This window comes from Pseudomonas sp. NPDC089392 (genome assembly GCF_044749595.1).
Taxonomy (GTDB): Bacteria; Pseudomonadota; Gammaproteobacteria; order Pseudomonadales; family Pseudomonadaceae; genus Aquipseudomonas.
Genome location: NZ_JBIVIF010000020.1, coordinates 1 through 13,195, shown reverse-complemented (window position 1 = coordinate 13,195; position 13,195 = coordinate 1). Strand labels below are relative to the sequence as shown.

Sequence of the window (13,195 nt, the reverse complement as noted above, 5' to 3'; positions counted from 1 at the left end):
CATTGAAACGATGGTGGTGTTCTGCCTGGTGGTAGATATGACTGCTCAGCCCTTTGTGCGCGAAGCCAGAAAGGGTGGCAGATAGAGTGCCAGGTAGGCTTCGAACACGCGCATGCCTTCCTCGGCCATGCGTGGGGTGATTTGCTCGAACAACTGCATCGAGCGGGCGTAAACGCGGTCGCTCAACTCCATGGCCAAGGCAAATACATCCACATCGTTCGGCATTGTCGGTAGCTGGAAATGCCGGTCGAACAGGCTGTGCATCAACTCACCCAGTTCCATGTCGTGCTGACGGTCGGCCTGCATCACTTCGCTCAACCCGTGCTGGGCGAGAATCAACTGACGTGCTGCGGCATCCTTGTTGTAGATATCGAGCATGCGCTGCTCGATCAGCCGCGACAGTTGGTGCCAGGTGGTGAAGGCGCTGCTGTCGATCGGCGCGCTCAACGCCTCGCGGAAGGCCCGGTGAACATCGGCAGTCAAGGCTTCCAGCAAGGCCGGCACACTGGCGAAGAAATGGTAAACCGAGGAAGGCGGGATCTGCGCCCGCTCGGCCACGCTGTAGATCGAAAGCGCCGCCACCCCTTGCTCGGCCAGTAACTCGCGTGCGGCGGCCAGGATCGCCTCGATCCTGGCCTGGCTGCTGGCGCGCGGCTTGCGCGGGGTGGCGGTGCGGGTCATCAGTTGCTGATCGCCAGGATGCTGGCCTGGTAAGCGCCGACGAACAGGTCGAAGTCACCGACTTCCTCTTGTTCCAGCTCGGACTGTTTGGCGAGCGACTCACGGGCCAGCGTTTCGTATGCCTGTTGCTGTTCCTGGCTCAGTGGCTGCTCGCGGAACGTCTCGGCGTGGATCCGGCTCTGGCGCAGCGAGAACTGCACGAAGCTTTCGTCATGATCGGCCATGCGCGCCAGTACCTGGGCCGAGGGCGTCAGCGCGGCGTCGTCGACCTTGGCCTGCTGGGCATCCAGGGCCTTGGCGTGCTCATCAAAGCCCTGGGCCTGGTCGAGCAGGTCGGCCAATTGGCGGATACGCTCGATCAGCTCGCTGGCCCATTGCTTCAGGCCAATCGGTTGGCCGTTGCGGTGCAGCTCCAGGCCTGGGCGGCGGCCTTCCTTGACCACGCTCAGGAAGTTGTTGGTGCACTGGCCGCACTCGCCGTTGTCCAGCTGCGGGCTGTCTTCAAGCGCGCAGAACAGCAGGAACGCATCAAGGAAGCGTGCCTCGGTCAGGTCGATGCCCACCGGCAGGAACGGGTTGATGTCCAGGCAACGCACTTCCACATACTGCACGCCACGCGAGGTCAGGGCCTGGATCGGCCGTTCGCCGGTGTAGGTGACGCGCTTGGGGCGAATGTTCGAGTAGTACTCGTTTTCGATCTGCAGGATGTTGGTGTTCAGTTGCACCCACTCGCCATCCACATGCGTACCGACTTCAACATACGGCGGGTACGGCGTGCCCACTGCCTTGCGCAGGCTGTCGGTGTAGCTGGCCAGGTTGTTGTAGCACGGCGTAAGGCCGGCCTGGGCGTTGCTCTGGTAGCCCAGGTCGCTCATGCGCAGGCTGGTGGCGTAGGGCAGGAACAGGGTCTCGGCGTCCAGCTCTTCGAGCTGGTGCGGGCGGCCACGCAGGAAGCCTTTGTCCAAAGCCGGCGAGGCGCCGAACAGGTACATCAGCAGCCAGCTGTAGCGGCGGAAGTTGCGGATCAGCGCGATGTAGGCCGACGACTGGTAGTCGCGGTCGTTCTCGCTGCCACCTTCGGCGGCGCGCAGCAGCGGCCACAGCGCTTCAGGCAGCGAGAAGTTGTAATGGATGCCGGCAATGCACTGCATGGTGCGGCCGTAACGCAGGGCCAGGCCCTTGCGGTAGACGTGCTTGAGCTTGCCGATGTTGGAGGTGCCGTACTCGGCGATCGGGATGTCCTCCTCGGCCGGCAGCGTGCATGGCATCGACGGGCTCCACAGGTATTCGCCGCCCAGCTTGCTGTAGACGAAACGGTGGGTCTGTTCGAGGCTTTCGAGCACCTTGGCCGGGTCGGGGAGGGCCGGGGTGATGAACTCCAGCAGCGACTCGGAATAATCGGTGGTGATCTGCTCGTTGGTCAGCGCCGATCCCAGTGCATCCGGATGCGGGGTCTGGGCCAGGCGACCTTCATCGGTCACGCGCAGGCATTCGCGCTCAATACCGTGCAGGCACTGCTTGAGCAGGGGGAGATTGGCGCCGAGCAGGCTCAGGCGGCGGTTGAGGAGGTCGCTCAAGATGTATTCCTTCACGCGTCAGTCGCCCCAATATGGGGGTAGAGATGACGGTCTACAAGGGTAGGAAAAAAGGAACTGGCGTTGTCGCCTGGTTTACGCGGTTCCGGCAGTGCCAGCGCACTGCCGAAAAATACCGCAGATACCCCTTGGTGAGCTAGAGAACCGCGAAGGTTCCTTGCGCTTTCGCCACCAGCTTGTCGCCTTGAGCTACGTCGGCGTCGACCACCAGGGTGCGCCGCCCGGCATGCAGCACTCGGGCGGTACACAGCACTTCGCCGTCACTGACGGCGCGCATGTAGTTGATCTTGCATTCGATGGTGACGCTTTGCTGGTCAAAGCCATGGCTGGACGAGCAGGCCAGGCCCATGGCGATGTCCACCAGGCTGAAGATCGCCCCGCCATGCAGCTTCTGGCCACGGTTGCGCAACTGTGGCTCAAGCGCCAGGGCCACCTCGGCAACACCTGTTTCCAGGCGTTGCAGGCGGCAGCCGAGGAGCTGGCTGAAGGCGCTTTCGACGTATTCGCGTGGTACGTCCATCACTTCTTCTTCAGCTGTTTGGCGTTGGCGAACAGGGCGGCCATGGGGTTGTTGGCCGGTGCGGCAGTGGCGGTTTCGCGCTGGCGCGGCGCCTGCTGCTGGCGGTTGCCGCCATTGCCACGGTTACCGCCGCGGTTGCCTTCGACCTTCTCGCCCGGGGTGTCGCTCATGCGCATGGACAGGCCGACGCGCTTGCGTGGGATGTCCACCTCCATGACCTTGACCTTGACGACGTCGCCGGCCTTGACCGCTTCACGCGGGTCCTTGATGAACTTCTCCGACAGCGCCGAAATGTGCACAAGGCCGTCCTGGTGCACGCCGATGTCGACGAAGGCACCGAAGTTGGTGACGTTGGTCACCACGCCTTCGAGGATCATGCCTGGTTCCAGGTCCTTGAGGTCTTCGACGCCGTCCTGGAAGGTGGCGGTCTTGAACTCGGGGCGTGGGTCGCGGCCAGGCTTGTCCAGTTCCTGCAGGATGTCGGTGACGGTCGGCAGGCCGAAGGTTTCGTCGGTGAACTTCTTCGGGTCCAGGCGCTTGAGGAAGCTGCTGTCGCCGATCAACGAGCGGATATCGCGGTCGGTGCCGGCGGCGATGCGCTGTACCAGCGGGTAAGCCTCGGGGTGAACCGCCGAGGCGTCCAGCGGGTTGTCACCGTTCATCACGCGCAGGAAGCCGGCGGCCTGCTCGAAGGTTTTTTCACCCAGGCGGCTGACTTTTTTCAGCGCCGCACGGGTAGCGAACGGGCCGTTGGCGTCGCGGTGGGCGACGATGTTCTGCGCCAGGGTGGCGTTAAGGCCGGAGATGCGCGTCAGCAGCGCCACCGAGGCGGTGTTGACGTCCACACCCACGGCGTTCACGCAGTCTTCGACCACGGCGTCCAGGCCGCGCGCCAGTTTCAGCTGGGACACGTCGTGCTGGTACTGGCCGACACCGATGGATTTCGGGTCGATCTTCACCAGTTCTGCCAGCGGGTCCTGCAGGCGGCGGGCAATCGACACGGCGCCACGGATCGAAACGTCCAGGTCCGGGAACTCGCGGGCGGCCAGTTCCGATGCCGAGTACACCGAAGCGCCGGCTTCGGAAACCATGATCTTGGTGATCTTCAGCGCTGGGTACTTCTTGACCAGCTCGGCCACCAGCTTGTCGCTCTCGCGGCTGGCGGTGCCGTTGCCGATGGCGATCAGCTCCACCGAGTGCTTGGCGCACAGCGCGGCCATGATCGAAATGGTGCGGTCCCAGTCGTTCTTCGGCGCATGCGGGTAGACCGTGGTGTAATCCAGCAGCTTGCCGGTGGCATCGACCACGGCGATCTTGCAGCCGGTGCGCAGGCCCGGGTCGAAGCCCAGGGTGGCGCGCGGGCCGGCCGGGGCGGCCAGAAGCAGGTCGTGCAGGTTGTGGGCGAACACGTTGATCGCCTCGCCTTCGGCGTTGTCGCGCAACTCGCCGAACAGGTCGGTTTCCAGGTGGGTGTACAGCTTGACCTTCCAGGTCCAGCGCACCACCTCGCCCAACCACTTGTCGGCCGGGCGGCTGCGGTTTTCCACGCCGACGTGGTTGCCGATCATCACTTCGCACGGGTGCAGGGTACCGGGCAGCTCTTCGCCGACTTTCAGCGAGGCGCTCAGCACGCCTTCGTTGCGCCCGCGGAAAATGGCCAGGGCGCGGTGCGACGGGGCGTTGCGCAGCAGTTCGTCATGGGCGAAGTAGTCGCGGAACTTGGCGCCTTCTTCTTCCTTACCGGCCACCACACGGGCGCTGAGCACCGACTCCTGCTTGAGGAAGTTGCGCAGCTTGTCGAGCAGGGCAGCGTCTTCGGCGAAGCGCTCCATGAGGATGTACTTGGCGCCCTCCAGGGCCGCCTTGACGTCGGCCACGCCTTTCTCGGCGTTGACGAAGCGTGCGGCTTCGCTTTCCGGGGCCAGGTTGGGGTCATTGAACAGGCCGTCGGCCAGTTCGCCGAGGCCGGCTTCCAGGGCAATCTGGCCCTTGGTGCGGCGCTTCTGCTTGTACGGCAGGTAAAGGTCTTCAAGGCGGGTCTTGGTGTCGGCCAGCTTGATTTCGCGGGCCAGTTCCGGGGTCAGCTTGCCCTGTTCCTCGATGCTGGAAAGGATGCTGGCACGGCGCTCGTCCAGCTCGCGCAGGTAACGCAGGCGCTCTTCCAGATGGCGCAGCTGGGTGTCGTCCAGGCTACCGGTCACTTCCTTGCGGTAACGGGCGATGAAAGGCACGGTCGAGCCTTCGTCCAACAGGCCCACGGCCGCCTCGACCTGCTGGGGGCGTACGCCCAGTTCCTCGGCGATACGGCTGTTGATGCTGTCCATGTAAACCACCTGACATTTGTGAATACGGGGGTCGCCTGTGGGCTTTTCGCCCGGCGGCGCTGGATGAAAGCCGCGCATTATACCCATCGAAAACGGCTTGCGGTGATGGCGCCCGGCCAGCCGGAACTGGCGTCCGGGGAAAAATCTGCTAACAATGCTCACGCAACGTGCAGCAATGGCTACGCCATAATGCGCGGCGATATCAGAGGAGTTATTCATGACCGGCACCGCAAACACCGCAGAAGGTGACAAGATTCTCATCGTCGACGACGATCCGGGGCTGAGCAGCCTGCTGGAACGTTTCTTCACCAGCAAGGGCTACCGTGCCCGCGCGGTGCCCAACACCGAACAGATGGACCGCCTGCTGCAGCGCGAGGTGTTCAACCTGGTGGTGCTCGACCTGATGCTGCCGGGTGAAGATGGCCTGTCCGCGTGCAAGCGCCTGCGCCAGCAGAACAACCAGATCCCGATCATCATGCTCACCGCCAAGGGCGACGAGCTTAGCCGTATCAAGGGCCTTGAACTGGGCGCCGACGACTACCTGGGCAAGCCGTTCAACCCGGACGAGCTGATGGCCCGGGTCAAGGCCGTGCTACGCCGTCAGGCACCGACTGTGCCGGGCGCGCCGGGCAGCGAAGACGAGTCGGTCACGTTCGGTGACTACGAGCTGTCGCTGGCGACCCGCGAGCTCAAGCGTGGCGACGAAGTGCACATGCTGACCACCGGCGAGTTCGCCGTGCTCAAGGCCCTGGTGATGCACGCCCGCGAGCCGCTGACCCGCGACAAGCTGATGAACCTGGCCCGTGGCCGCGAATGGGATGCGCTGGAGCGCTCCATCGACGTGCAGATCTCGCGCCTGCGCCGCATGATCGAGCCGGACCCGTCCAAGCCGCGATACATCCAGACCGTGTGGGGCGTGGGCTACGTGTTCGTGCCAGACGGAAACGCCGGTAAATGATGCCTGGTCGTCGATGAAAACACCGCTCTGGTTTCCGCAAAGCTTCTTCGCCCGCACCCTGTGGCTGGTGTTGATCGTCGTCCTGTTCTCCAAGGCCTTGACCTTGGTCTATCTGCTAATGAACGAGGACGTGCTGGTCGACCGTCAGTATAGCCACGGTGTGGCGCTGACCCTGCGCGCCTATTGGGCTGCCGACGAAGAAAACCGCGACAAGATCGCCGAGGCAGCAGGGCTGATCCGCGTGACCGGCGCGGGCGTGCCCGAAGGCGAGCAGCACTGGCCCTACAGCGAAATCTACCAGCGGCAGATGCAGGCCGAGCTGGGCGAAGACACTGAAGTGCGGCTGCGCATTCATGCGCCACCGGCACTGTGGGTCAATGCGCCAAGCCTCGGCCCTGGCTGGCTGAAGGTACCTTTGTACCCACACCCGTTGCGGGGGCAGAAGATCTGGAACGTGCTGGGCTGGTTCCTGGCCATCGGCCTGTTGTCGACCGCCTCGGCCTGGATTTTCGTGCGCCAGTTGAACCAGCCGCTCAAGCGCCTGGTATTCGCCGCCCGTCAACTGGGCCAGGGGCGCAGCGTGCGCCTGCCGATCAGCGATACGCCCAGTGAAATGACCGAGGTGTACAAGGCCTTCAACCAGATGGCCGAGGATGTCGAGCAGGCCGGTCGCGAGCGTGAACTGATGCTGGCGGGGGTTTCCCACGACCTGCGCACACCGCTGACGCGCCTGCGTCTGTCGCTGTCGTTGCTGAACAGCGACAACGAGCTGAGCGACGACATGGTCCGCGATATCGAGGACATGGATGCGATCCTTGACCAGTTCCTGGCCTTCATCCGCGATGGCCGTGACGAGCCGGTGGAAGAGGTTGACCTGGCTGACCTGGTGCGTGAGGTGGTGGCGCCGTACAACCAGCCGCAAGAGCGTGTGCGCCTGTGCCTGGAGCCGATTCCGCCGTTCCCGCTGCGCCGGGTTTCGCTCAAGCGCATGCTGGGCAACCTGATCGGCAACGCCCTGCACCATGCCGGCAAGGGGGTCGAGGTGGCTGCCTATGTATCGGGTGACGAGAGTGCGCCGTATGTGGTGCTGAGCGTGCTGGACCGCGGCACCGGGATCGACGAATCGGAGCTGGAGACCATCTTCAACCCGTTCATTCGTGGTGACCGGGCGCGGGGCGGCAAGGGCACCGGGCTGGGGTTGGCGATCGTCAAGCGGATTGCGGCGCAGCATGGTGGGAATGTGGAGTTGCGTAACCGGTCTGGCGGCGGGATCGAGGCGCGGGTGCGGTTGCCTTTGGGGTTGTTGCTACCGCGTAATGCTGTGTGAGCCTTACCGGCCTCTTCGCGGCTAAAGCCGCTCCTACATGGGAACGCGATTTCATGCCGGAAACGCAATCCATGTAGGAGCGGCTTTAGCCGCGAAGAGGCCGGAACAGGCTTGAATCAGCCCTTGCCCTTGGTCCGGGTCTGGTTCGGCCCGCCATTCTTCTCCAGGTGCTCTATGATCATCCCGGCCACGTTCTTGCCGGTGGTCACTTCAATGCCCTCCAGCCCCGGCGACGAGTTCACCTCCATCACCAACGGCCCATGGTTGGAGCGCAGGATATCCACACCCGCCACGCTCAGCCCCATCACCTTAGCCGCACGAATCGCAGTAATCCGCTCTTCCGGGGTGATTTTGATCAGGCTGGCGACGCCCCCGCGGTGCAGGTTGGAGCGGAACTCGCCCGGCTTGGCCTGGCGCTTCATCGAGGCAATGACCTTGTCTCCCACCACGAAGCAGCGAATGTCGGCACCGCCTGCCTCCTTGATGTACTCCTGCACCATGATGTTCTGCTTCAGGCCCATGAACGCTTCGATCACCGACTCGGCCGCCTGGGTGGTTTCGCACAGCACCACGCCGATGCCTTGGGTACCTTCCAGCACCTTGATCACCAGCGGGGCGCCGTTGACCATCTGGATCAGGTCGGGGATGTCGTCTGGCGAGTGGGCGAAGCCGGTGATCGGCAGGCCGATGCCGCGCCGCGACAGCAGTTGCAGCGAACGCAGCTTGTCGCGGGAGCGGGCAATTGCTACCGACTCGTTGAGCGGGTACACGCCCATCATTTCGAACTGGCGCAACACCGCGCAGCCATAGAAGGTTACCGACGCACCAATACGCGGGATCACCGCGTCGAAGCCTTCCAGCGGCTTGCCGCGGTAGTGGATCTGCGGCTTGTGGCTGGCAATGTTCATATAAGCCCGCAGGGTATCGATCACTACCATTTCATGGCCGCGCTGGGTACCGGCTTCGACCAGGCGGCGGGTGGAATACAGACGCGGATTGCGCGACAGCACAGCGATCTTCATGCAGCACCTGTGGCAGGGGAAAGGGTGGCCGGAAAGGCCGGTTTGTCTTGTACGTATTTCAGGCCAGGGTTGACTACCAGCTGGCCATGGATCAGGGCCTTGGAGCCAAGTAGCAGGCGATAGCGCATGCTCTTGCGGCAGGCCAGGGTAAATTCCACCTCCCACACACGATCACCCAAGGCCAATGACGTGCGAATGACATAACGGGTCTGAGCGTGACCGTTGGAGCTTCTGATGGTTTTCCTGTTCACCAGCGGTGCCTCGCAGCGCCGGTGGCGCAGTTGTACCACTGTGCCCAGATGTGCAGTGAAACGTACCCAGGGCTGGCCATCGCGCTCGAACGGTTCCACCTCGGTGGCGTGCAGGCTGGATGTGCTAGCGCCGGTGTCAATCTTGGCGCGCAGCCCGGCCACGCCAAGGTCGGGGAGGGCGACCCACTCGCGCAGGCCGATCACAGTCAAATGGTCAAATGTCTTCACGAAGCACACCCTGCGAATGAGGTGGTGAACTGTAAGCACCGCGGGGACTTTTTGCATCCGTATGTGAAGGTAGTACAGTTCGATGAAAGACTGAATCCGAGGTAACGGGATGGCACAAAAAGCCGAAGATGACGACAAGGTGCGCCTGGACAAGTGGCTGTGGGCCGCACGCTTCTACAAGACACGGGCGTTGGCCAAGGCGGCGATCGAGAGTGGCAAGGTGCATTGCCGCGGCGAGCGTTGCAAGCCGGGCAAGGAGCCGCGGGTGGGTGACGCGTTTGTGCTGCGCATCGGGTTTGATGAGCGCACGGTGGTGGTGAAGGCGCTGTCGGTGGTACGGCGTGGGGCGCCGGAGGCGCAGACGTTGTACGAAGAGACTGAAGAGAGCGTGCGTCGCCGTGAGCAGGCGGCCGAAATGCGCAAGGCTGGGGCTATGGGGGTGACTACCGATGGCCGGCCGACCAAAAAGCAGCGGCGGCAGATTCACCAGCTGCATGGGAGCTTCGAATAGCCGGGGCCGCTCCGCGCCCCATCGCGACACAAGGCCGCTCCTACAAAAGTACGCGGTCCCCTGTAGGAGCGGCCTTGTGTCGCGATGGGCTGCGCAGCAGCCCCAAGGAACTAACGGACAACCGCCAATCGCCCGACCAACGGTAGCTTGGCTGCGAGGTCGGCTACAGGCCTCGTCCAGCGCATCAACGCCTCACTACCCTTGGCCGCCAGCGGCGTGTAATAGCTCCAGCCCAACGCCAGCACCGCCATCAGCAACCCGCCGATATAGTCATCCTGCCCCCAGTGCGCTCCGGCCACTAGCCGCGGCATCATGAACAGGAAGGCCAGCCCCCATACCACCAGGTACTGCACCACGCGCCGGCTGAACACGCTCATGAACAGCGCCCAGATCAGCAGCACCGAGGCATGATCCCCCGGGAAACTCTTGCTGGAACGGTCCTTGAGCTCCCAGGCCGCCTCCAGGTTGGGGTAGTAGTCACTCAGGTGCACGACGTCGTCGAACATCATCGACGGGCTGTTGTGTTGCCACCCGGCTGCATCTACCCACTTGGAAAACAGTGCGCGAATCACCACTAAGAGGATTAGCGAGACCAGAAAGCCGAAAAAGGCCTGGCGAACCTGGGCGGCCTTGAACACCCAGTTACCCCGGATAAGCACTGCCAGAAGGATCAGGCCGACGACGATGTCGAACGGGCGCAAGCTGCCGACGGTCCAGATGTAGCGCCAGGTGGTGTTGTCGGCCAGCGGCGCATTCAGGCTGTGGAACAGCCACTCGTCGAAAGTCAGGCACAAGATCTGGCCAATGGGCCATAACCAGAAACACAGTAGAGTGATGGGTAGCAGCGTACAGGCTGCCAATGGCCCCCAGGACCACCTTGCTTGGAACAGTGGTCGATTGTCCATAAAATACCTCTATTGCAAACATGAATCGGAGCGCCTTGTGAGCGCTCTGCCACGGGGTTCTCGCCTGTTTCGACAACCCTTGTAACCATTTTGTCATCATTCTTAGATAGCCAAAACCTATGAGCGATTTGCCTGATACCGATTTCACCCAACGTTTCATCTTCGACGAGCGCGATGTGCGCGGCGAGTGGGTGTCTCTGGATGCCAGCTACGCCGCGGTGCTGGCGCGTCATGAGTACCCGCAGCCGGTGCAGGCCCTGCTTGGCGAGCTGATGGCCGCCACCGCCTTGCTGGTGGGTGCGCTGAAGTTCGACGGCCTGCTGATTTTGCAGGCGCGCTCCGCAGGGCCGATCCCGCTGCTGATGGTGGAGTGCTCGGGCGAGCGTGACATCCGCGGCATGGCCCGCTACGAAACCGACCAGATCCCGGCGGGTGCGACGCTGGAGCATTTGATGCCCGACGGCCACCTGACCTTGACCATCGACCCGGTCAAGGGCCAGCGTTACCAAGGCACCGTTGACCTTGATGGCGCCAACCTGTCGGAATGCTTCACCAACTACTTTGTGCAGTCTCAGCAGCTCAATACGCGCTTCTGGCTCGATACCTCCAGCGGCAAGGCACGTGGCCTGCTGCTGCAGCAATTGCCGCGCGATCGCCAGCCTGACGATGAAGAGCGGGAAGAAAGCTGGCAGCACGTGGTGGCCCTGGCCAAGACGCTGAAGCTGGAGGAGTGGGCGCTCGATAACGAAACCCTGCTGCATCGCCTGTACCACGAGGATGCCGTGCGCCTGTTCGATATCGAACCGTTGCGCTTCCACTGCAGCTGCTCGCGCGAGCGTTCTGGCAATGCGCTTGTCAGCCTGGGCGAGCACGACGCCAAGGCGCTGGTAGAGGAATGTGGCGGGCAAGTTGAAGTCGATTGCCAGTTCTGCAACGAGCGCTACCTGTTCGATGCCAGCGATGTGGCGCAATTGTTTGCGGGTGGCGGCACTGACGTGGCCTCAGAAACTCGCCACTGAAACGTTTAACTACAGGATAATCTCCTGTCGAATTGCGCAAAAGCGCAGTTCTGACAGGAGGGGCCTACTTTTTTTGGGCGTTTCTGGCATAATCCGGCCACTTTTTTCGCTGTAGTAGTTTTTTCAAGACAACTACAAAACGTTTGGAGCACTCGGCCTCGGGCCGGATGGGGTATCTCATGACGCAAGCCAACAACACCGTGTACACCGACCTGAGCGTCGATGAGCTGGTAAAAGAAGCGCTGCAACGCGGTGAAGGCGTACTAGCCGATACTGGCGCACTGGTCGTGGAGACTGGTCACCGTACTGGCCGTTCGCCGGCTGACCGTTTCATCGTCGAAGAACCTTCCACCCAGGACGCCATTTCCTGGGGCCCGATCAACCGCAAGTTCCCGGCCGACAAGTTCGATGCCCTGTGGGACCGCGTCGAGGCGTTCAACAACGCCCAGGATCACTTCGTTTCCTACGTTCACGTAGGGGCCGCCGCCGAGCACTACCTGCCGGTGAAAATGACCACCCAGACTGCCTGGCAGAACCTGTTCGGCCGTTGCCTGTTCATCAACCCGGAGCAGTTCAACCCGGCTGGCCGCGACCAGTGGCAGATCCTCAACGTTGCCAACTTCGTCTGCGAACCTGAGCGTGACGGCACCAACTCCGACGGTTGCGTGATCATCAACTTCGCCCAGAAGAAAGTGCTGATCGCTGGCATGCGTTACGCCGGCGAAATGAAGAAAGCCATGTTCTCGGTGCAGAACTTCCTGCTGCCGGCTGCCGACGTGCTGCCAATGCACTGCGCGGCCAACATCGGCGAAGAAGGCGATGTAACCCTGTTCTTCGGCCTGTCCGGCACTGGCAAGACCACCCTGTCGGCCGACGAAAGCCGTTACCTGATCGGTGACGACGAGCACGGTTGGGGCGAAGGCGTTGTCTTCAACATGGAAGGCGGCTGCTACGCCAAGTGCATCGACTTGTCCGAAAAGAACGAGCCGGTCATCTGGAAAGCCATCAAGCACGGCGCCGTACTGGAAAACGTCGTTCTCGACGGCAACCAGCACGCCGACTACACCGATGTCAGCCTGACCCAGAACAGCCGTGCGGCCTACCCGCTGGAGCACGTTGCCAAGCGTTCCGAAGCGAACCTGGGCGGCGAGCCTAACGCAGTCATCTTCCTGACCTGCGACCTGACCGGTGTTCTGCCTCCGGTGTCGATCCTGAACAACGAGCAGGCGGCCTACCACTTCCTGTCCGGCTACACCGCGCTGGTCGGTTCCACCGAAATGGGTTCGGGCGGCGGCATCAAGTCGACCTTCTCCACCTGCTTCGGCGCACCGTTCTTCCCGCGCCCTGCTGGCGAGTACGCCGAGCTACTGATCAAGCGTATCAACGGCTTCAACTCCAAGGTCTACCTGGTCAACACCGGCTGGACCGGTGGTGGCTACGGCGTTGGCAAGCGCTTCAGCATCCCGACCACCCGTGCCGTGATCGCTGCAATCCAGAGCGGTGCGCTGGTCGGTGCCGAAACCGAGCACCTGGACATCATCAACCTGGACGTGCCGAAGGTCGTTCCGGGCGTTGAGACCGAGCTGCTCAACCCGCGCACCAACTGGGCTGACAAAGCGGCCTACGACGAGGCCGCCAAAGGCCTGGCCAAGCTGTTCATCGAAAACTTCAAGAAGTTCGAAGTTTCCGACGCCATCAAGGCCGCTGGTCCACAGCTGTAAGCTGAACCCAGCCGCAACAAGAAAGCCGCCCCTTTGGGTAATGCCAGTCAGTTAAGCTGACTGGCATTTTCATTTGCGCATGGGGTACTTCGCCGGTCGTTGCTTCACTGCTCGGGGAAACCACCGGTCAGGC

The 13,195-nt window shown here is 62.6% G+C and carries 12 protein-coding genes; 5 read left to right on the top strand and 7 right to left on the bottom strand.

Annotated elements, in window-relative coordinates; translation table 11 throughout:
• Nucleotides 1-45 precede the first annotated feature (45 nt).
• The 4 genes from ACIP1G_RS17695 to ACIP1G_RS17680 all read right to left on the bottom strand — a co-directional run bounded on the left by ACIP1G_RS17695 (nt 46) and on the right by ACIP1G_RS17680 (nt 5,120).
• On the bottom strand, nt 46-681 hold the full coding sequence (locus ACIP1G_RS17695) for a TetR/AcrR family transcriptional regulator (RefSeq protein WP_400739293.1): 636 nt from the start codon (nt 679-681) through the stop codon (nt 46-48).
• Nucleotides 681-2,258 carry a glutamate--cysteine ligase gene (gene gshA, locus ACIP1G_RS17690; RefSeq protein ID WP_400739290.1) on the bottom strand — a complete coding sequence of 526 codons (1,578 nt, stop codon included), beginning with the start codon at nt 2,256-2,258 and terminating at the stop codon, nt 681-683. Before gshA ends, ACIP1G_RS17695 begins: the two co-directional genes overlap by 1 nt.
• 154 nt (nt 2,259-2,412) lie before the next feature.
• The gene (locus ACIP1G_RS17685; RefSeq protein WP_400739288.1) at nt 2,413-2,796 is read right to left on the bottom strand and encodes a PaaI family thioesterase; all 384 of its coding nucleotides are present in this window, start codon (nt 2,794-2,796) and stop codon (nt 2,413-2,415) included.
• Entirely contained in the window at nt 2,796-5,120 is a 2,325-nt protein-coding gene (locus tag ACIP1G_RS17680) for a Tex family protein (protein WP_400739285.1), read from the bottom strand. The genes ACIP1G_RS17685 and ACIP1G_RS17680 overlap by 1 nt, the downstream gene beginning before the upstream one ends.
• 217 nt (nt 5,121-5,337) lie before the next feature.
• Between ACIP1G_RS17680 and ompR the strand changes: the two genes are divergently transcribed.
• Nucleotides 5,338-6,078 carry a two-component system response regulator OmpR gene (gene ompR / locus ACIP1G_RS17675; protein WP_400739282.1) on the top strand — a complete coding sequence of 247 codons (741 nt, stop codon included), beginning with the start codon at nt 5,338-5,340 and terminating at the stop codon, nt 6,076-6,078.
• Nucleotides 6,079-6,091: 13 nt separating this feature from the next.
• Nucleotides 6,092-7,405, top strand: coding sequence for an ATP-binding protein (locus ACIP1G_RS17670; RefSeq protein WP_400739279.1), 1,314 nt, complete (start codon nt 6,092-6,094; stop codon nt 7,403-7,405).
• A gap of 116 nt (nt 7,406-7,521) precedes the next feature.
• On the opposite strand, the gene rimK is transcribed toward ACIP1G_RS17670, so the two are convergent.
• Together rimK and ACIP1G_RS17660 are read right to left on the bottom strand one after the other, a co-directional pair.
• The gene (rimK, locus tag ACIP1G_RS17665) at nt 7,522-8,427 is read right to left on the bottom strand and encodes a 30S ribosomal protein S6--L-glutamate ligase (protein WP_012316721.1); all 906 of its coding nucleotides are present in this window, start codon (nt 8,425-8,427) and stop codon (nt 7,522-7,524) included.
• Entirely contained in the window at nt 8,424-8,906 is a 483-nt protein-coding gene (locus ACIP1G_RS17660; protein ID WP_400739277.1) for an ATP-dependent zinc protease, read from the bottom strand. Before ACIP1G_RS17660 ends, rimK begins: the two co-directional genes overlap by 4 nt.
• 109 nt (nt 8,907-9,015) lie before the next feature.
• Between ACIP1G_RS17660 and ACIP1G_RS17655 the strand changes: the two genes are divergently transcribed.
• Nucleotides 9,016-9,417: an RNA-binding S4 domain-containing protein gene (locus tag ACIP1G_RS17655; protein WP_400739274.1), complete on the top strand. Its 402-nt coding sequence runs from the start codon at nt 9,016-9,018 to the stop codon at nt 9,415-9,417.
• Between the two features lie 110 nt (nt 9,418-9,527).
• On the opposite strand, the gene ACIP1G_RS17650 is transcribed toward ACIP1G_RS17655, so the two are convergent.
• Nucleotides 9,528-10,322 carry a phosphatase PAP2 family protein gene (locus ACIP1G_RS17650; protein ID WP_400739271.1) on the bottom strand — a complete coding sequence of 265 codons (795 nt, stop codon included), beginning with the start codon at nt 10,320-10,322 and terminating at the stop codon, nt 9,528-9,530.
• A 119-nt stretch (nt 10,323-10,441) separates the two neighbouring features.
• On the opposite strand from ACIP1G_RS17650, the gene hslO reads away from it, so the two are divergent.
• Complete coding sequence (hslO, locus tag ACIP1G_RS17645) at nt 10,442-11,341, top strand: Hsp33 family molecular chaperone HslO (protein WP_400739268.1); 900 nt, start codon at nt 10,442-10,444, stop codon at nt 11,339-11,341.
• 179 nt (nt 11,342-11,520) lie between these two features.
• The gene (locus ACIP1G_RS17640; RefSeq protein WP_400739265.1) at nt 11,521-13,062 is read left to right on the top strand and encodes a phosphoenolpyruvate carboxykinase; all 1,542 of its coding nucleotides are present in this window, start codon (nt 11,521-11,523) and stop codon (nt 13,060-13,062) included.
• Nucleotides 13,063-13,195: the final 133 nt, after the last annotated feature.

Bases quoted from the DNA above. Each gene is read 5' to 3' on its own strand.
- ACIP1G_RS17695 (WP_400739293.1), bottom strand. From the start codon at position 681: ATGACCCGCACCGCCACCCCGCGCAAGCCGCGCGCCAGCAGCCAGGCC.
- ACIP1G_RS17685 (WP_400739288.1), bottom strand. From the start codon at position 2,796: ATGGACGTACCACGCGAATACGTCGAAAGCGCCTTCAGCCAGCTCCTC.
- ACIP1G_RS17680 (WP_400739285.1), bottom strand. From the start codon at position 5,120: ATGGACAGCATCAACAGCCGTATCGCCGAGGAACTGGGCGTACGCCCC.
- ompR (WP_400739282.1), top strand. From the start codon at position 5,338: ATGACCGGCACCGCAAACACCGCAGAAGGTGACAAGATTCTCATCGTC.
- ACIP1G_RS17670 (WP_400739279.1), top strand. From the start codon at position 6,092: ATGAAAACACCGCTCTGGTTTCCGCAAAGCTTCTTCGCCCGCACCCTG.
- rimK (WP_012316721.1), bottom strand. From the start codon at position 8,427: ATGAAGATCGCTGTGCTGTCGCGCAATCCGCGTCTGTATTCCACCCGC.
- ACIP1G_RS17655 (WP_400739274.1), top strand. From the start codon at position 9,016: ATGGCACAAAAAGCCGAAGATGACGACAAGGTGCGCCTGGACAAGTGG.
- ACIP1G_RS17650 (WP_400739271.1), bottom strand. From the start codon at position 10,322: ATGGACAATCGACCACTGTTCCAAGCAAGGTGGTCCTGGGGGCCATTG.
- hslO (WP_400739268.1), top strand. From the start codon at position 10,442: ATGAGCGATTTGCCTGATACCGATTTCACCCAACGTTTCATCTTCGAC.
- ACIP1G_RS17640 (WP_400739265.1), top strand. From the start codon at position 11,521: ATGACGCAAGCCAACAACACCGTGTACACCGACCTGAGCGTCGATGAG.